The organism is Plantactinospora sp. BC1, from assembly GCF_003030345.1.
Classification (GTDB): Bacteria; Actinomycetota; Actinomycetes; order Mycobacteriales; family Micromonosporaceae; genus Plantactinospora.
This window is the reverse complement of the sequence record NZ_CP028158.1, coordinates 3,567,289-3,585,168: the sequence shown is the minus strand read 5'-3', so window position 1 is coordinate 3,585,168 and position 17,880 is coordinate 3,567,289. Positions and strand designations below refer to the sequence as shown.

14 protein-coding genes and 1 pseudogene are annotated in these 17,880 nt (G+C 72.4%); 10 read left to right on the top strand and 5 right to left on the bottom strand.

Translation table 11 applies throughout. The features are described from left to right. Positions 1-71: 71 nt before the first annotated feature. A complete protein-coding gene (locus C6361_RS15455; RefSeq protein WP_107258599.1) occupies positions 72-554 on the top strand; it encodes a hypothetical protein in 483 nt (160 codons plus the stop codon). 33 nt (positions 555-587) lie between these two features. Here the strand turns inward: C6361_RS15455 and C6361_RS15450 are convergent, their stop codons facing one another. Continuing rightward, positions 588-836 carry a DUF2277 family protein gene (locus tag C6361_RS15450; RefSeq protein ID WP_107258600.1) on the bottom strand — a complete coding sequence of 83 codons (249 nt, stop codon included), beginning with the start codon at positions 834-836 and terminating at the stop codon, positions 588-590. Between the two features lie 82 nt (positions 837-918). Between C6361_RS15450 and miaB the strand changes: the two genes are divergently transcribed. Continuing rightward, the gene (gene miaB, locus C6361_RS15445; protein ID WP_107268155.1) at positions 919-2,412 is read left to right on the top strand and encodes a tRNA (N6-isopentenyl adenosine(37)-C2)-methylthiotransferase MiaB; all 1,494 of its coding nucleotides are present in this window, start codon (positions 919-921) and stop codon (positions 2,410-2,412) included. Positions 2,413-2,518: 106 nt separating this feature from the next. Here miaB and C6361_RS15440 read toward each other — a convergent pair whose 3' ends face one another. Continuing rightward, positions 2,519-3,727 carry a DUF349 domain-containing protein gene (locus C6361_RS15440; protein ID WP_107263953.1) on the bottom strand — a complete coding sequence of 403 codons (1,209 nt, stop codon included), beginning with the start codon at positions 3,725-3,727 and terminating at the stop codon, positions 2,519-2,521. 248 nt (positions 3,728-3,975) lie between these two features. Between C6361_RS15440 and C6361_RS15435 the strand changes: the two are divergent. From C6361_RS15435 to dapF, 3 genes and pseudogenes are all read left to right on the top strand, one after another. Then, a pseudogene (locus tag C6361_RS15435) lies at positions 3,976-4,668 on the top strand (hypothetical protein); the annotation flags it as partial. Positions 4,669-4,802: 134 nt separating this feature from the next. Then, on the top strand, positions 4,803-5,762 hold the full coding sequence (gene miaA / locus C6361_RS15430) for a tRNA (adenosine(37)-N6)-dimethylallyltransferase MiaA (RefSeq protein WP_107268154.1): 960 nt from the start codon (positions 4,803-4,805) through the stop codon (positions 5,760-5,762). A gap of 210 nt (positions 5,763-5,972) precedes the next feature. After that, positions 5,973-6,818 (top strand): diaminopimelate epimerase, encoded by an 846-nt coding sequence (gene dapF, locus C6361_RS15425; protein WP_107268153.1) that lies wholly within the window; start codon positions 5,973-5,975, stop codon positions 6,816-6,818. Positions 6,819-6,988: 170 nt separating this feature from the next. On the opposite strand, the gene C6361_RS15420 is transcribed toward dapF, so the two are convergent. Beyond that, positions 6,989-8,470, bottom strand: a complete 1,482-nt coding sequence (locus C6361_RS15420) for an NAD-dependent malic enzyme (RefSeq protein WP_107258604.1) — start codon at positions 8,468-8,470, stop codon at positions 6,989-6,991. Between the two features lie 163 nt (positions 8,471-8,633). Next, the gene (locus C6361_RS37035) at positions 8,634-8,774 is read right to left on the bottom strand and encodes a hypothetical protein (protein ID WP_159079338.1); all 141 of its coding nucleotides are present in this window, start codon (positions 8,772-8,774) and stop codon (positions 8,634-8,636) included. 418 nt (positions 8,775-9,192) lie between these two features. On the opposite strand from C6361_RS37035, the gene hflX reads away from it, so the two are divergent. Further along, on the top strand, positions 9,193-10,644 hold the full coding sequence (hflX, locus tag C6361_RS15415) for a GTPase HflX (RefSeq protein WP_107268152.1): 1,452 nt from the start codon (positions 9,193-9,195) through the stop codon (positions 10,642-10,644). An 81-nt stretch (positions 10,645-10,725) separates the two neighbouring features. Continuing rightward, positions 10,726-12,585: a hypothetical protein gene (locus C6361_RS37030; protein ID WP_159079337.1), complete on the top strand. Its 1,860-nt coding sequence runs from the start codon at positions 10,726-10,728 to the stop codon at positions 12,583-12,585. A 75-nt stretch (positions 12,586-12,660) separates the two neighbouring features. Here the strand turns inward: C6361_RS37030 and lexA are convergent, their stop codons facing one another. After that, on the bottom strand, positions 12,661-13,446 hold the full coding sequence (gene lexA, locus C6361_RS15405) for a transcriptional repressor LexA (RefSeq protein WP_107258606.1): 786 nt from the start codon (positions 13,444-13,446) through the stop codon (positions 12,661-12,663). A gap of 246 nt (positions 13,447-13,692) precedes the next feature. On the opposite strand from lexA, the gene C6361_RS15400 reads away from it, so the two are divergent. The 3 genes from C6361_RS15400 to C6361_RS15390 all read left to right on the top strand — a co-directional run bounded on the left by C6361_RS15400 (position 13,693) and on the right by C6361_RS15390 (position 17,758). Next, positions 13,693-14,019: a LysM peptidoglycan-binding domain-containing protein gene (locus tag C6361_RS15400; RefSeq protein WP_107268151.1), complete on the top strand. Its 327-nt coding sequence runs from the start codon at positions 13,693-13,695 to the stop codon at positions 14,017-14,019. 285 nt (positions 14,020-14,304) lie between these two features. Then, positions 14,305-14,817 carry a transcriptional regulator NrdR gene (gene nrdR, locus C6361_RS15395; protein WP_107258608.1) on the top strand — a complete coding sequence of 171 codons (513 nt, stop codon included), beginning with the start codon at positions 14,305-14,307 and terminating at the stop codon, positions 14,815-14,817. Positions 14,818-14,887: 70 nt separating this feature from the next. Then, on the top strand, positions 14,888-17,758 hold the full coding sequence (locus tag C6361_RS15390; RefSeq protein WP_107268150.1) for a vitamin B12-dependent ribonucleotide reductase: 2,871 nt from the start codon (positions 14,888-14,890) through the stop codon (positions 17,756-17,758). The last annotated feature ends 122 nt before the right edge of the window (positions 17,759-17,880 follow it).

Sequence of the window (17,880 nt, the reverse complement as noted above, 5' to 3'; positions counted from 1 at the left end):
CCCGGCCCGACGGGGGATGCCCGACCGAGACCCGGCATCCAGCCACGAACGATTACGGCGAGGAGGCGGCAATGATCGAGCTGTGGAACTGGAGGACGGAGGGGCGCGTCGCCGCCTCGGAGATCCGCCTCGCGCTTGCCGACGCGCTCGACGTACCGGTGCTGCCGCTCGGCGGGGTCGACCCGGTCCGGGTGCCGTCCGGCGCGCTGCTGGTCGACGTCTGGCACCGCCCCGGCGACTTCCCGACCTCCGTCGACTGCTACGGGGTGCCGGCCGGGCTGCCGGAGGTGAGCGCCGTCGCGGCGTTCGCCCGCCGGCTGGGCCGGGCCTGCCTGCTGGCGGACGACACCCTCGACGCCGGCCGGCACCTGCTGGTCGCGGCCGACGGCACCATCCGGCCCGTGCACCACGACGTGCGGGACACCGAGGACGGCGAGATCCTCTCCGAACAGCGGCTCTGCACGCTGCTCAGCCCGCGCTGCCGGGGCTGGTCGCCGTGCCAGCGCTCGCGCTGGGTCCCCGACTCGGTCATCCCGGCGCTCGCCGCCGCCTGACCGCCGACTCGCCAGCCGGGCTGCTCCGGGCCGCTAGCCGGCCGGCTGGCCGTCCTTCGCCGGCTGGCCGGCGCCGGAGCCCTTCACCACGAGCTGGTCGAGCAGGGTCCGGGTCGCCTCGGCCACGGCGGCCACCGCGGCGTCGAACGCCGCCGCGTTGTGCGCGGCCGGGGCGCGAAACCCGGAGATCTTGCGGACGTACTGCAACGCCGCCGCCTCGATGTCCGTCTCGGTGACGACCTCGGCGTACGGCTGGCGAAGGGTCTTGATGCTCCGGCACATGGCGCTACCTTCCGGTGAAGGGGAGTGGACGACGTCCCGGGGGAACGGGCTTCCCGAGTCCTGCGGATACTCTGTCACTGTCATGACTACCGCAGCCCCCGGCAGCCCGCGTACCTATCAGGTGCGCACCTACGGCTGTCAGATGAACGTGCACGACTCCGAGCGGATCTCCGGACTGCTGGAGCAGGCCGGTTACGTGCGCGCGGCCGACTCCGACGACCCGGACGTGGTGGTCTTCAACACCTGTGCGGTACGCGAGAACGCCGACAACCGGCTCTACGGCAACCTCGGCCACCTGCGCCCGGTCAAGGACAAGCACCCCGACATGCAGATCGCGGTCGGCGGCTGCCTGGCCCAGAAGGACCGGGGCGAGATCGTCCGCCGGGCACCCTGGGTCGACGTGGTCTTCGGCACCCACAACATCGGCGCGCTGCCGGTGCTGCTGGAGCGGGCCCGGCACAACACCGCCGCCGAGGTGGAGATCCTGGAGTCGCTGGAGGTCTTCCCCTCCACGCTGCCGACCCGGCGCGAGTCGACGTACGCCGGCTGGGTGTCGATCTCGGTGGGCTGCAACAACACCTGCACGTTCTGCATCGTGCCGGCGCTGCGCGGCAGGGAGAAGGACCGCCGGCCCGGCGACGTCCTGGCCGAGGTACGTGCCCTGGTCGCCGAGGGTGTGCTCGAGGTCACCCTGCTCGGCCAGAACGTGAACTCGTACGGCGTCGAGTTCGGTGACCGGCTCGCCTTCGGCAAGCTGCTCCGGGCGACCGGCGGGATCGAGGGGCTGGAGCGGGTCCGGTTCACCAGCCCGCACCCGAAGGACTTCACCGACGACGTGATCGCCGCGATGGCCGAGACCCCGAACGTCTGCCACTCGCTGCACATGCCGTTGCAGTCCGGCTCCGACGACGTGCTCCGGGCGATGCGCCGGTCGTACCGGGCCGAGCGCTACCTCGGGATCATCGAGAAGGTTCGGGCGGCGATGCCGGACGCGGCGATCACCACCGACATCATCGTCGGCTTCCCCGGCGAGACCGAGGCCGACTTCGCCCGCACCCTGGAGGTGGTCCGGGAGGCCCGGTTCGCCTCCGCGTTCACCTTCCAGTACTCCAAGCGCCCCGGCACGCCCGCCGCGACCATGCCCGACCAACTGCCGAAGCAGGTGGTGCAGGAGCGCTACGAGCGGCTGATCGCGGCGGTCGAGGAGATCACCTGGGCGGAGAACCGGAAGCTCGTCGGTACCCCGGTCGAGGTGCTGGTCGCGGTCGGCGAGGGGCGCAAGGACGAGCGCACCGGACGGCTCTCCGGACGGGCCCGGGACGGCCGGCTGGTGCACTTCGCCGCCGGCTCGTACGAGGGCAAGATCCGGCCCGGCGACATCGTGCACACCACGGTCAGCTACGCCGCGCCACACCACCTGAACGCCGACGGGGAGCCGCTGGCCCACCGGCGTACCCGGGCCGGTGACGCCGCCGAGGCGGGCCGGACACCGCGTACCCCCGGGGTTTCGCTCGGGCTGCCCACGGTCGGCGTGCCGCCGCCGCTGCCCGCGTCCGCGGCGGCCTGCGACCGCTGAGCTGTCCTCTACCCGGCCGGTCTCCGCACGGAGACCGGCCCGACCGGTGCCCGGTGCCGCCACGCGACCGCTGCCGGCGCCCCCGGCACGGCAGCCCGGAGCCGGTTCAGCTCGCCTGTTCGGCCAGTTCGAGGAAGCGGCGCTTGGCGGCGAGGGCCTGCTCGGCCTCGCGGATCCGCTTCGCGTCGCCGGCCGCCTGGGCCCGGGCCAGCCGCTGCTCGGCCTCGGCGACCTGGTCACGCATCTGCGCGAGCAGCGGATTGGCCGACGGCTCGGTCCGCCGCCACGCCGAATCCATCGCCTGGCGGACCCGCTCGTCCACCGCACGCAGCCGGCGGTCCAGGTTGGCCGCCGCGTCCCGGGGAACCCGGCCCGCCTCGTGCCACTGCCCCTGGATCTCCCGCAGCTTCGCCTGCGCGCCGCGCGGGTCGCCGTCGACGTCGAGCGCCTCGGCCTCGGCGAGCAGGGCCTGCTTGCGCTCCAGGTTGCCGCGCTGCTCCGCGTCCCGAGCCGAGAAGACCTCGCTACGCCGGGAGAAGAAGCTGTCCTGGGCGCCCCGGAACCGTTCCCAGAGCCGCTCCTCGGCCTCCTTCGAGGCGCGCGGCGCGGCCTTCCACTGTGCCATCAGCTCCCGCAGCCGGTTCGCGGTCGCGGCCCAGTCCGTCGAGTCGGCCAGCGACTCGGCCTCGACGACCAGCTCCTCCTTGGCCGCCTGAGCCTGCTTGCGCTGGGCGTCCAGGGTGGCGAAATGCGCCCCGCGGCGCCGGGTGAAGCCGTCCCGGGCGGCCGCGAACCGCTTCCACAGCTCGCCGTCGGTCTTCTTGTCGACGCCCCGGATGGTCTTCCACTCGTCGAGGATCTCCTTGAGCCGGTCGCCGGCGGTCTTCCACCCGGTGGATTCCGCGGCCAGCTTCTCGGCCTCCTCGACCAGCGCCGTCTTCCGGGTCACCGCCTCGGCCCGGGCCGTCTCCCGGGCCGCCCGCGCCTCGCCGGCCTTGCCTTCGGCGAGCGTGGCCAGCCGGTCCAGCCGGGCGGCGAGCGCGTCGAGGTCACCGACCACGTGCGCGTCGGCGAGCGACGCCCGCAACCGCCGGATCGTGGCGAGCGAACCCGACGGGTCCGCCGCCCCCGAATTGAGACGGGCCTCGGTCAGGTCGACCTCGGTGACCAGGTCGGCGAAGCGGCGGGCGAAGTGGGCCAGACCTTCCTCCGGCGCACCGGCCTGCCAGGAACCGACCACCCGCTCACCCTCGGCCGTCTTGACGTAGACGTTGCCGTCCGCATCCACCCGTCCAAAGGCAGTCCAGTCACTCATGAGCCCATCCTCGTTCTCCCGGCGCTGCCGGGGATGGGGGTCCCCGGCGGTCGCCGCCACGGCGCAGCGAAGTTTCTCCCGGCATTGTCACAGGTCCAACCCCGTCCGCGTCGAGCGCCTATCGTCGACCGTGACCATACGGTGTCCTTGACCGCACCCGGATCGTCTGGCCAACGGGTGTAAGGTTCGCTGCCCGCTACGGTGGTGGCGTGCCACTGGTCGCCGCCGCGGTCTGCCCGCATCCCCCGATGATCGTTCCCGAACTGGCCGCCGCTGCAGCCGGTGAGCTGGATGACCTCCGTCTCGCCTGCGTCGACGCGGTCCGTCGGCTGCTGGCGAGTGAGCCGGACGTCCTGGTCCTGGTCGGGGCCGGTGCCCAGACCGTACGGTACGGGCCGGGCGACTCGGGCAGCCTCCGACCGTACGGGCTGGATCGGGTGCTGCGGCTGGGTCCGGACGGTACGGGCACCGGCCGGGGCGAGTTGCCGCTCAGCCTGCTGCTCGGCGCCTGGCTGCTGGATCGGGCCGGTGCCACCGGACCCCGGCGAGGGCAGAGCGTGGCCACCGACGCCCCGGTGGGCGAGTGCCGGCGGATCGGTACCGAACTGGTCGAGGATCCGGCCGAGCGGATCGCGCTGCTGGTGTTGGGGGACGGGTCTGCGTGCCGGGGCGAGCGCTCCCCCGGGTACGACGATCCGCGCGCCCGCCCCTACGACGACCGGGTCGCTGCGGCCCTCCGCGACGCCGACGGTCCGGCCCTGCTCGGACTGGAGCCGGAACTGTCGACCCGGCTGCTGGTCGCCGGCCGGGCACCGTGGCAGGTGCTCGCCACGGCGGCGGCCCACAGCGGGGCACCCTGGCAAGGCGACCTCGGCTACTACGCGGCGCCCTACGGCGTCAGCTACTTCGTGGCCACCTGGACGCCCGGCACCGTGGCCACCCCCACGCCGGGCGCCCTGGCCACCGCCACGCCGGGCGCTGTGGCTTTCTGGTCGGCCGACAAGCCGGACGGGCCGCCCGGGCCCGGTGAGCCGGAGCGGTCGCCGGTCTCCGGCGCGCCGGGCGGAGGGCCGGCATGAGCCCGCGTGCCCGGGTCGTCACCGTCGTCGGACCCACCGCCACCGGCAAGTCGGGGCTGAGCATCGAACTCGCCCAGGCGCTCGGCGGCGAGGTGGTCAACGCCGACTCGATGCAGCTCTATCGCGGGATGGACGTCGGCACCGCCAAGCTGACCCCGGCCGAGCGGGCCGGCGTACCGCACCACCTGCTGGATATCTGGCCGGTCACCGAACCGGCGAGCGTGGCGGCGTACCAGGCGCTGGCCCGGGCGGCGGTCGACGACATCCTGGCCCGGGGCCGGGTACCGCTGCTGGTCGGCGGCTCCGGGCTCTACGTCCGGGCGGTGGTCGACGAGTTCGAGTTCCCCGGTACGGACCCGCTGGTCCGAGCCCGGCTGGAGGCGGAACTCGCCGAGTCGGGACCGGCCCCGCTGTACGCCCGGCTACGCGCCGCCGACCCGGTGGCCGCGCAGCACATCCTGCCCAGCAACGGGCGACGGATCGTACGGGCACTGGAGGTGATCGAGCTGACCGGAGCGCCGTTCACCGCCTCGCTGCCCCGGCCGACACCGTACTACGACGCCGTACAGATCGGGGTCGACCGGGAGACGGCGGCGCTGGACGAGCGGATCGCCGTACGGGTGGACAAGATGTGGGCGGACGGCCTGGTCGACGAGACCCGGGCGCTGGCGGAGCAGGGCCTGCGGGAGGGCCGGACCGCGAGTCGCGCGCTCGGCTACCAGCAGGTGCTCCGGCTGCTCGACGGCGAGATATCCGAGCCGGAGGCGCGGGCCGACACCATTCAGGCGACCCGACGCTTCGTCCGGCGGCAACGCTCCTGGTTCCGCCGGGATCCCCGGATCCACTGGTTGGACGGTGCCCGCGACGACCTGGTCGAGACGGCCCTCGCCCTGGTCGCCGACCCGCCGCCCGCCGTGCCCGCCGGCTCGGCCGACCCGGCCCGCCACCCGGGCTGACCTATCCCCGCGAGCCTCCCGTGGTTTCCGGGGCGACGGGCGCCTGCTGTGGTTGCCGGGGCGACGGGCGCCTGCTGTGGTTGCCGAGGCGGCGGAGCCTGCTGCGGTCGCCGGGCGGGTCGGTGTCGCTGAGGTGTGCCGGGGTGGATGGTGCCGGGTCCCGGTGAGGGTGCCCGGCGGGGGCGTCGGGCGCTCGGGGATGATGGAGGGGTGCGGTTCACCAAGGGCCACGGCACCGGTAACGACTTCGTGCTCCTGCCCGACCCAGATGGCCAGCTCGACCTGACCCCGTCGATCGTGGCGGCGCTCTGCGACCGTCGGCGCGGGATCGGCGCCGACGGGCTCTTGCGGGTCGTCCGGGCGGCCAAGCACCCGGACGCGGTCGGCTACGCCGACGCCGCCGAGTGGTTCATGGACTACTGGAACTCCGACGGCTCCGTCGCCGAGATGTGCGGCAACGGGGTGCGGGTCTTCACCCGGTACCTGATCTCCAACGGGCTGGCCGAGCCGGTCGACGGCGGCCTGCCGATCGCCACCCGCGCCGGAGTGGTCCGCGCCGAGGTGAACTCCGGGGAGATCGCGGTCGACCTCGGGCCGCCCCGGATCACCGGAGGCTCGGTGGCCGCACTCGGCGGACTGACCCTTGCCGGTACCGCCGTTGACTGCGGCAACCCGCACCTGGTCTGCGTACTGCCGACCAGCATCGAGCTGGCCGGACTCGACCTCACCCGCTCACCCGACTTCGACCCGGCGGTCTTTCCGACCGGCGTGAACGTCGAGTTCGTCGCTCCCGGGGAGCCGGTCGACGGTGCCGACCTGCATGTGCGGATGCGGGTCTACGAGCGCGGCTCGGCGGAGACCCTCTCCTGCGGCTCCGGCGCCTGCGCGGTGGCGGCGGTGGCGTTGCGGGACGCCGGGCGTACCAGTGGGGCGGTTGCGGTGGACGTGCCCGGCGGCCGGCTGACGGTGACCCTGGACGACGAGAGCTGCTGGCTCGCCGGCCCGGCGGTCCTGGTCGCACACGGCGAGCTGGACCTGGCCGCCCTCACCGCCTGAGCGTCCCGTTCACCGAGGCCGTCCTGTCCCGTCTGTCGCGCACTCCCGCCGGCTCTGCGGCCTGTCGCCCAGCCCTGTTCGCTCCCGGTCTGTCGCGCAGCGTCGCCGGCTCTGCGGTCTCTCGGGCAGCCCCGTGGGCGGCCGGGGACGCGTTGGGGCGGGCGGTGGGGTCAGCTGGACAGCGGGCTGGCCGGGGCGGCGGCCTCGGCGGCGATCTCGGGCAGGTCGGCCGGCCCGGGGTCAGCGGCCGGCGGGGGAGCGGGGTGCTGCGCGGCGGCCCGGACGGCGGCCGCCACCGCCGGTGCCACCCGGGAGTCGAAGACGCTCGGCACGATGACCGTCGGGTTGATCTTCTCTGCGCCCACCACGTCGGCGATGGCCCGGGCGGCCGCGATCGCCATCTCCTCGGTGAACTCCTCGGCGTGCGCGTCGAGCATCCCCCGGAACACGCCCGGGAAGGCGAGTACGTTGTTGATCTGGTTGGGCTGGTCGGACCGGCCGGTGGCGACCACCGCCGCGTGCCGGCGCGCCTCCCGGGGGTCCACCTCGGGGTCGGGGTTGGCCAGCGCGAAGACGATCGCGTCGGGAGCCATCATCGCGATGTCGTCCCCGGTGAGCAGGTTGGGGGCGCTCACCCCGATGAAGACGTCGGCGCCGTGCAGGGCCGTCTTGAGGTCACCGGAGAAGTTGTCCCGGTTCGTGTTCTCGGCCAACCACTGCCAGGCCGGGTTCAGCCCTTCCAGGCCGCGGTGCAGCGGGCCCTGACGGTCGTACGCGACGATGTCGCCGACGCCCTGCCGGAGCAGCAGCTTCATGATCGCCGTACCGGCGGCACCGGCGCCGGAGACGACCACCCGGACGTCCGCGAGCTTCTTGCCGACCACCCGCAGTGCGTTGGTCAGCGCGGCGAGCACCACGATCGCGGTGCCGTGCTGGTCGTCGTGGAAGACCGGGATGTCGAGCAGTTCACGCAGCCGGTTCTCGATCTCGAAGCAGCGCGGCGCGGCGATGTCCTCCAGGTTGATCCCGCCGTACTGCGGGGCGATCGCCCGGACGATCGAGACGATCTCGTCCGGGTCCTGGGTGTCCAGTACCACCGGCCAGGCGTCCACCCCGCCGAAGCGCTTGAAGAGCGCGGCCTTGCCCTCCATCACCGGCAGCGCCGCCGCCGGACCGATGTTGCCGAGTCCGAGTACGGCCGAGCCGTCCGTCACCACCGCGACGGTGTTCCGCTTGATGGTCAGCCGTCGCGCGTCGGCGGGGTTCTCCGCGATCGCGAGGCAGACCCGGGCAACCCCCGGGGTGTACGCCCGGGAAAGCTCGTCCCGGTTGCGCAGCGCCACCTTCGGCGAGACCTCGATCTTGCCGCCCAGGTGCAGCAGGAAGGTCCGGTCGGAGACCTTGCGGACGTCCACTCCGTCCAGTGCGGTCAGCGCCTGCACCACCTGGTCGGCGTGGGTCGCGTCGGCGGTGTCGCAGGTCAGGTCGACGACCACCGTGGTGGGGTCGGAGTCGACCACGTCGAGGGCGGTGACGATGGCACCGGCCTCACCGACGCAGGTGGTCAGCCGGCCGATGGCCGAGGCGTCCGCCGTTACGCTGATCCGGATCGTGATCGAGAATCCGGCACTCGGCAGTCGGGTGATCGCCACGTGGTCCTCCGTCGTCTTCCCGCGGCCTCACTGCCGCCGTCAGCATTCTCGCCTGCCGGACCCGACCCGCCGTCGGCCGGGCCTGCCCTCGGTCGCCGCCCGGCGACCCGCACCACACTAGGCGGACTCGACAACGCCGCCGACGCCAGCCCGCCCGATTGCGTCACCGACTCACTTCCACCAGCTCACCCCTCGCCTTCCACCAGTTCGCCGCGACGTCGCCTTCCACCAGCTCGCCCCTCACCTTCCGCCAGTTCGCCATCGCCTCCCGCCAGTTCGCCGCGACGACGAACGGGATCGACACGACGTGCCGACGGGACGAGCCGGCTCGGCCGGCAGCACCGGGTCGACAGCAGCCCACGGGCGGCGCCACCCGCGTCGCCACGGGCCGTGCGTACCGGAATTTCCCGCCGCCAGGGGACGTTGACCATTCCGGATGACGCGACCGCCCGGCCCGCCGTGACCGGAGCCCTGGCCCGGCGCGGGGCGCAGAGAGTGCGCCCGCCGAGACGTAGGCCGTCCGTCCGACGGGTATATAGCGGGTGCGTCCGACCGGCGCACGTGTCACGATTGATTGCCACCAGCGCGCAGAGCGTAACCAATGCGACGACAAGCCGCAGAGCGCGCAGATGACGCAGGGGCGTCGGAAGTCCCGACCGGCCGGGCGGACAGGCACCGCGCTCCGGCGGGGACGGCGAAGAGACCAGATCAGGAGGATCGGCTTGCGAGACCAGGAAAGCTTCGTTCGGCTGGCGGACGAGGACCTTGACGCCATCGTCATCGATGGCGACGTCACCACGGGCGAGCTGGAGCTGGAGGACCGCCAGGCGCTCCGTCGGGTCGCGGGCCTCTCCACCGAGCTGGCCGACGTCACCGAGGTCGAATACCGGCAGCTTCGGCTGGAGCGGGTGGTCCTGGTCGGCGTCTGGACGGACGGCACGGTGACGGACGCGGAGAACTCCCTCGCGGAGCTTGCCGCGCTCGCCGAGACGGCCGGTTCGCAGGTGCTCGAGGGCCTGATCCAGCGGCGCAGCCGCCCCGACCCGGCCACCTACATCGGTCGGGGCAAGGTGGACGACCTCGGCTCGGTGGTGTTGGCCTCCGGCGCCGACACGGTGATCTGTGACGGTGAGCTCTCCCCGTCCCAACTGCGCAACCTGGAGCAGCGCACCAAGGTCAAGGTGGTCGACCGGACCGCGCTGATCCTCGACATCTTCGCCCAGCATGCCAAGAGCCGGGAAGGTAAGGCCCAGGTCGAGCTGGCCCAGCTCGAATACCTGCTGCCCCGGCTGCGTGGTTGGGGTGAGAGCCTCTCCCGGCAGGCCGGTGGTAGCGGTCGCGGTGGCGGCGCCGGTGGCGGCGTGGGGCTGCGTGGTCCCGGTGAGACCAAGCTGGAGACCGACCGGCGCCGGATCCGGATCCGGATCTCCCGGCTCCGTCGGGAGATCAAGAACATGCGGACGGCCCGGATCACCAAGCGGGCCCGGCGGGCCCGCAACAACGTGCCGGCGGTGGCCATCGCCGGCTACACCAACGCGGGCAAGTCCAGCCTGCTCAACCGGTTGACCAACGCCGGAGTACTGGTCGAGGACGCCCTCTTCGCCACGCTGGACCCGACGACCCGCCGGGCGTACGCCGCCGACGGCCGGGTCTACACGCTGGCCGACACCGTCGGTTTCGTCCGGCACCTGCCGCACCAGATCGTCGAGGCGTTCCGCTCCACCCTCGAGGAGGTGGCCGACGCCGACCTCGTCGTGCACGTGGTCGACGGCGCGCACGCCGACCCCGAGGAGCAGGTCCGGGCGGTACGCGAGGTGCTGGCCGAGGTCGGCGCGGACAAGCTCCCCGAGCTGCTGGTGGTCAACAAGACCGACGCGGCCGACGAGGAGACCCTGCTCCGGCTGAAGCGGGAGTGGCCGGACGCGGTCTTCGTCTCCGCGCGTACCGGTGGCGGTGTCGATGACGTCCGGGCGGCGATCGAGGCCCGGCTGCCCCGGCCGGCGGTCGAGGTCCGGGCCGTGCTCCCGTACGACCGGGGCGACCTGGTTGCCCGGGTGCACCGCCGGGGCGAGGTGCTCGGCACGGCGCACCTGCCGGAGGGGACGAAACTCCACGTACGGGTGGACGAGGCGCTTGCCGCGGAGCTGGCGCCGTACCGGGAGGTAGTGGCATGACCGGCCGCGCCGTTGACCGGTGACGGAGCGTTGATCACGCCGCTTCCCCGGTTGGCGGCATCAGCATGCGACACTGGGCGGATGCGGCGAGTCCTCTCCATGGTGCTGGTTGCCTCCGGCGTGCTCGGGTTGACCCTGGGCCTGCTCGGGGCCAGCCTCGGTTTCGGAGCTGTCGCGGCCTCCGCCGCTGCCGGCAAGAAGGTCTGCACCGTCACCGACGAACGGATGACGGAACTCTCCGGCATGATCGCCACGTCCAGTGGTTACGTCATGATCAACGACGGGAGCGAGGACGAGAGCCGGGAGCGCGTCTTCCTGCTGGACACCAAGTGCAAGCTGAAGAAGGCCGTCCAGTACCCGACCAGCCCGCGCGACCCGGAGGACCTCGCCCTCTCCGCCGACGGCAAGACCGTCTGGATCGCCGACACCGGTGACAACGACACCGAGCGACGGACCAGCGTCGTGCTCTGGAGCATGCCGGTCAGCGGCGCCACCAAGCCGGTGCTGCACCGGTTGACCTTTCCGGGCAACAAGCGGCACGACGCCGAGGCGCTGCTGATCGGCGCCGACAACGTGCCGCTGATCATCACCAAGTCGACCGGCAAGGCGGAGATCTACCGCCCGAGCGCGGCGCTGGAGAAGAACAACGAGGAGGGTGTGCCGCTGGCGAAGGCCGGCGAGATCACCCTGCCGAAGTCCTCCACCGCCAACCCGTTCGGCGGGGCGGGCCGGGTGACGATCACCGGTGCGGCCCGGTCGCCGGACGGTGCCCGGGTCGTCCTGCGCACGTACGCGGACGCCTTCGAGTGGGACGTGCAGGGCGACGACCTGGTCAAGACCCTGACCAGCGGGAAGCCTCGGATGACGGCCCTGGCCGACCCGTTCGGCGAGGCGATCGCCTACACCCCGGACGGCAAGAGCTTCCTCACCGTCTCCGACGTCGCCTCGCTCGACGAGGAACTGGACGTGACGGTGCTCAGCTACACCCCGGCCAAGGAGGTGGCGGCGGCGGCCGGCGAATCCGGGGCCGAAGCGAAGAAGTCCGCGAAGTCCTGGACGGATTCGCTCACCCTGGACGACATCACCTATCTCATCGCGGCCGTGGGGGTGCTCGGCGCCCTGCTGGTCGGGCTCGGCATCTTCGGGATCGTGCGGGCCCGCCGCCGGCCCCGGGAGGACGGCCTCGGCGCCGTCGGGCCGGACGGTGACGACGTCGATCCGAGGGCCGGCCGGGAGGGGATGCCGGGCGGTGACCGGGATCGCTCCGGGGGCCGGCGAGGCGACTACGACGACGGGTCGAACTGGGGTCCGGCCCGCTCCGGCGGGTACGACGACGGCTACCGTTCCGACCGTCCGGCCGACGACTACGAGCCGGCCGGTCGGGGCAGGCCGGCGGGCGGCGGTGTGTACGGCGGAAAGCCGGCCGACGGCGGTGGTGTCTACGGCGCGAAGCCGTCCGGCGGCGGAGGCGTGTACGGCGGCCGTCCCCAGGCCGGCGGCGGACGTCCCCAGGCCGGCGGCGGCGGACGCCCCCAGGGTGGCGGTGCTGGTGCTGGACGCCCGCAGGGTGGCGGCGCTGGCGGAGGGCGCCCGCAGGGCGGCGCCGGACGTCCCCAGGGTGGCGGTGGTCGTCCCCAGGGCGGTGGCGGTCGCCCACCCGGTGGCGGCGGTGTGTACGGCGGCCAGCCGGCCGGCGGCGGCGCTCCGGCCGGCCGGCCCCGGGCCGGTGGCGGCGGCGTGTACGGCGGCCAGCCGTCCGGCGGCAACGGCAACGGGCGGGGTGGTCGGCCGGGACCGGACGACCAGTGGGTCGACCAGCGTGGCGGGCCCCGGACCGGCCAGGGTGCCGGGCCCCGTGGTGGTGCTCCTCGGGGTGGGCAGTACGGCGGCCAGCCCCGGCAGCGCTCCGGCGGCCAGCCCGACGACTACGACTACCGCTGACCCGGCCGGCCGGGCGGGTATCCCTGCCGAGGGCCGGGCACGGATACCCCTGCGGACGACTCGACCGGGTACGCGTCAGATCCGGCGGAGCACCGCCACCACTCGGCCCATGATGGTGGCGCTGTCACCGGCGATCGGGTCGAAGGCGGAGTTGGCCGGCATCAGCCAGACGTGCCCGTCCCGGCGGCGGTAGGTCTTGACCGTCGCCTCGCCGTCCAGCATCGCCGCGACGATCTCTCCCGAGTTCGCGGTCGGCTGCTGGCGGACGACCACCCAGTCGCCGTCGCAGATCGCCGCGTCGAGCATCGAGTCACCCTTGACCTGGAGCATGAAGACCTCGCCCTCGCCGACCAGTTCGCGGGGGAGCGGGAAGATGTCCTCGACGGCCTGTTCGGCGAGGATCGGGCCACCGGCGGCGATCTGACCGAGCAGCGGCACGTAGGCCGGGGTGGGACGCTGGGCCCGGGCCGTCTCGTCGTCGATCATCTCGCTCGGCGGACGCACGTCGACGGCACGGGGGCGGTTCGGGTCGCGCCGGAGGAAACCCTTCCGCTCCAGCTCCTTGAGCTGGTAGGCCACGCTCGACGGGGAGACCAGGCCGACCGCCTCGCCGATCTCCCGGACGCTCGGCGGGTAGCCGTAGCGCTCCACCCAGTCCCGGATGAACTCCAGGATGCGGCGCTGCCGGGCGGTGAGGTCCGCGGAGACCAGGTCGGGGAAGGTGCTGACCACCGGAGTGACCGCGCGCAGTGCGGGGGCACCCTCCCGGGCGCGCGGCCCGGCCGTGCGTCGGGCGGCCCGGCTGCCCGGTGCGCCGCTCTTCTGGGGCTTCTGCCGGCTCGTCCGGTCGTCGGTCGACACGTCGTCCTCCTGGTGGCGGTGGGGTGCCTTGGCGGCTCGTGGTGCGTCGTGGCCCGGCCCGGTCCCGCAGGTGGCACGGTCCCGGTGTCGGTGTTCAAAACCGTATAGGTGAGATCACATAGTTTCAAACATCTGTACGACATTCCCTGCGGCGTGTCGCCTCCGTCGGCTCGACATCGAACGCCTGTTCTGATAAACCATCGTACGTCCGTTCGTTCGAACTCCTGTTCGATCTTGGAGGTCACGATGGGTGCGACGGGATACCCGAGGACTTCCCGGGGCGGTGGCCGGCTGCGGCTCACCCGGCGCGGCCGGCTGGTCGTGACGGTGCTCCTGCTGCTCCTCGTGGCGGGGCTGGCGGCGATCCTCTCGCCCGCCTCCCGGGCCGCCGACCCGCCCCGGTCGGCGGAGACGGCGGTGGTCCGGCCCGGCGACACCCTCTGGTCGGTGGCCGAGCGGCACCGGCCCAGCGGACGCCCGTTCGCGGTGATCGACGAGATCCGCCGGCTCAACGACCTCGACGGCTACACGGTGCACGCCGGTCAGCGCCTGATCCTGCCGGCGAAGCGGTAACCGCTCCGTCCGTCCCTCGGTTGGAAGATTTGCGGGCCGCGCCACGCCCTGTTCAACTTGACCTCGGCTGTTCGGCGACATACGGTCGACCCCTAGATGTAGTAGTGACAAGGGTGTAAGTAGCCTAGAAGTTGGGGTTCCGTTACCCGCAGCTCTCGGGTACGCACAACACTGCGGGAGCCGCCGGAAGGTGGCTGACCGCCGGTGTCGGCTGCCTGTGGGCGGGTCCGCTTTTTCCGGCGGGCCGCAGGCGCGGTGGTCCCGGCGGTGCGAAGGAGGTCGGCGATGCGGTGTCCGTACTGCCGGCACGCCGACTCCCGGGTGGTCGACTCGCGGGAGGCCGACGACGGCCAGTTGATCCGGCGCCGGCGGGCCTGCCCGGAATGCGGCAAACGGTTCACCACGGTCGAGGAGCCGGTGCTCGCGGTCGTCAAGCGCAGCGGCGTCACCGAGCCGTTCAGCCGGACGAAGATCATCGGCGGGGTGCGGAAGGCGTGTCAGGGGCGGCCGGTGGACGACGACGCGATCGCCCTGCTGGCCCAGCGGGTCGAGGAGACGGTCCGGGCCAGGGGTGCGGCCGAGATCCCCAGTCACGACGTGGGGCTGGCCATCCTGGGTCCGCTGCGCGAGCTGGACGAGGTGGCCTACCTGCGCTTCGCCAGCGTCTACCGGTCGTTCGAGTCGCTGGACGACTTCGAGCGCGAGATCGAAACGCTGCGGGCGGCGGCGGTGGCGCGGAGCCGTCCGGCGGCGGACGGCGTCGGGGCCGTCCAGCCGGCGGGCGAGCCGGCCAGTTAGTTCGTTCTGGTAACAGATCAGCGAAGCCGTACGACGGGAAGAGTCGTGCGTGCGTAAGGGGGCGGATGAGATGTCGGGGGAAGGTGTGACAGCAAGTAGGTCACGGACCCGGGCGGCGACGACGGCCGGCCTGAAGGTCGAGCGCGTCTGGACCACCGAGGGGGTGCACCCGTACGACGAGGTGACCTGGGAGCGCCGGGACGTCGTCATGACGAACTGGCGGGACGGCTCGATCAACTTCGAGCAGCGGGGCGTCGAGTTCCCGGACTCGTGGAGCGTCAACGCGGCCAACATCGTCACCACGAAGTACTTCCGGGGCGCCGTCGGCACCCCGGAGCGGGAGTGGTCGCTCAAGCAGCTCATCGACCGGGTGGTGAAGACGTACCGGGCGGCGGGGGAGCAGCACGGCTACTTCGCCAGCCCGGCCGACGCCGAGGTCTTCGAGCACGAGCTGACCTGGATGCTGCTGCACCAGGTGTTCAGCTTCAACTCCCCGGTCTGGTTCAACGTCGGCACCGCCTCGCCGCAGCAGGTGAGCGCGTGCTTCATCCTCGCCGTCGACGACTCGATGGACTCGATCCTCGACTGGTACAAGGAGGAGGGGCTGATCTTCAAGGGCGGCTCCGGCTCCGGGGTCAACCTCTCCCGGATCCGCTCCTCCAAGGAGCTGCTCTCCAGCGGCGGCACCGCCTCCGGCCCGGTCAGCTTCATGCGGGGCGCGGACGCCAGCGCCGGCACCATCAAGTCCGGCGGGGCCACCCGGCGGGCGGCCAAGATGGTCATCCTGGACGTCGACCACCCCGACGTCGAGGAGTTCGTCCTCACCAAGGCGCGCGAGGAGCACAAGATCCGCGCACTGCGGGACGCCGGCTTCGACATGGACCTCGGCGGCTCCGACATCGTCAGCGTGCAGTACCAGAACGCCAACAACTCGGTCCGGGTCTCCGACGAGTTCATGCGGGCGGTGCAGGACGGCGGCAGCTTCGACCTGCGCGGCCGGCTGGACGGCGCGGTGATCGAGACCATCGACGCCAAGGGGCTGTTCCGGACCATCTCCCAGGCCGCCTGGGAGTGCGCCGACCCCGGCCTGCAGTACGACGACACGATCAACGACTGGCACACCTGCCCGGAGACCGGGCGGATCACCGCCTCCAACCCGTGCTCGGAGTACCTGCACCTGGACAACTCCTCGTGCAACCTGGCCTCGCTCAACCTGATGAAGTTCCTCCGCGCCGACGGCGGCTTCGAGGTGGCCAGGTTCGTCAGGTCGGTCGAGCTGGTCATCACCGCGATGGACATCTCGATCTGCTTCGCCGACTTCCCGACCGAGAAGATCGGCGAGACCACCCGGGCGTACCGGCAGCTCGGCATCGGCTACGCCAACCTCGGCGCGCTGCTGATGGCGACCGGCCACCCGTACGACTCGGAGAGCGGCCGGTCGGTGGCCGCCGCGATCACCTCGCTGATGACCGGCACCGCCTACCGCCGTTCCGCCGAGCTGGCCGGCGTGGTCGGCGCCTACGACGGGTACGCCCGCAACGCCGAGCCGCACAAGCGGGTGATGCGCAAGCACGCCGCCGCGAACGACGCGATCAAGCCGACCGGCACGGTCGCCACCGAGATCGTCCGGGAGGCCACCAAGCAGTGGACCCAGGGCAACAAGATCGGTGACAAGTCCGGCTGGCGCAACGCCCAGGCGTCGGTGCTCGCCCCGACCGGCACCATCGGGCTGATGATGGACTGTGACACCACCGGGGTCGAGCCGGACCTCGCGCTGGTGAAGTTCAAGAAGCTGGTCGGCGGCGGCTCGATGCAGATCGTCAACCAGACCGTGCCGCGCGCCCTGCGCAGCCTCGGCTACCCCGAGGAGCAGGTCGAGGCGATCGTCGAGCACATCTCCGAGCACGGTCACGTCGTCGACGCGCCCGGGTTGAAGCCGGAGCACTACGCCGTCTTCGACTGCGCGATGGGCCAGCGCTCGATCGCCCCGATGGGGCACGTCCGGATGATGGCCGCCGTGCAGCCGTTCATCTCCGGCGCGATCTCCAAGACGGTCAACATGCCGGAGTCGGCGACCGTCGAGGAGGTCGAGGAGATCTACTTCGAGGGCTGGAAGCTCGGCCTCAAGGCCCTGGCGATCTACCGGGACAACTGCAAGGTCGGCCAGCCGCTCTCCGCCGCCAAGAACGAGAAGGAGAAGGCGGTCGAGCCGGCTGCGGTCGAGAAGACGGCGGAGAAGGCGGTCGAGAAGGTCGTCGAGTACCGGCCGGTGCGCAAGCGGCTGCCGAAGAAGCGTCCCTCCGAGACGGTCTCGTTCTCGGTCGGCGGGGCCGAGGGCTACCTCACCGCCTCGTCGTACCCGGACGACGGCCTCGGCGAGGTCTTCCTCAAGATGTCGAAGCAGGGCTCGACGCTGGCCGGGGTGATGGACGCCTTCTCGGTGGCCATCTCGATCGGTCTGCAATATGGAGTGCCGCTGGAGACGTACGTCAGCAAGTTCACCAACATGCGGTTCGAGCCGGCCGGGATGACCGACGACCCGGACATCCGGATGGCGGCCTCGGTGATGGATTACATCTTCCGCCGGCTGGCGCTGGACTTCCTGCCCTACGAGCGCCGGGCCGAGCTGGGCATCTTCACCGCCAAGGAGCGGGCCGCGCAGCTGCGGGCCGAGGCCGAGGCGGAGAGCGCGGTGGATCTCGCCGCGATGGCCGCGTCGGCACCGGTGGAGACGGCGAAGCCGGAGCCGGCGGCGGAGCAGCAGGTCGAGGTGGCGGCGGAACGGCCGGCGCCTAAGGTCGGCTCCTCCACCGAACTGCTGGAGGCGGTGCTCGGCACGGCGGCGGACGCCCCGCTCTGCTTCACCTGCGGCACCAAGATGCGCCCCGCCGGCAGTTGCTACGTCTGCGAGGGCTGCGGTTCCACCTCCGGGTGCAGCTGAACCCGGCTGACCTCGGCTGAGCGAAGCGACCGCCCGACCCCGACCGGGGTCGGGCGGTCGCCGCGTCCGGGAGCGGGGTGATCGGGGACACCCGGAGGTAGCGGCGCTGCGTGGAGCCGGTG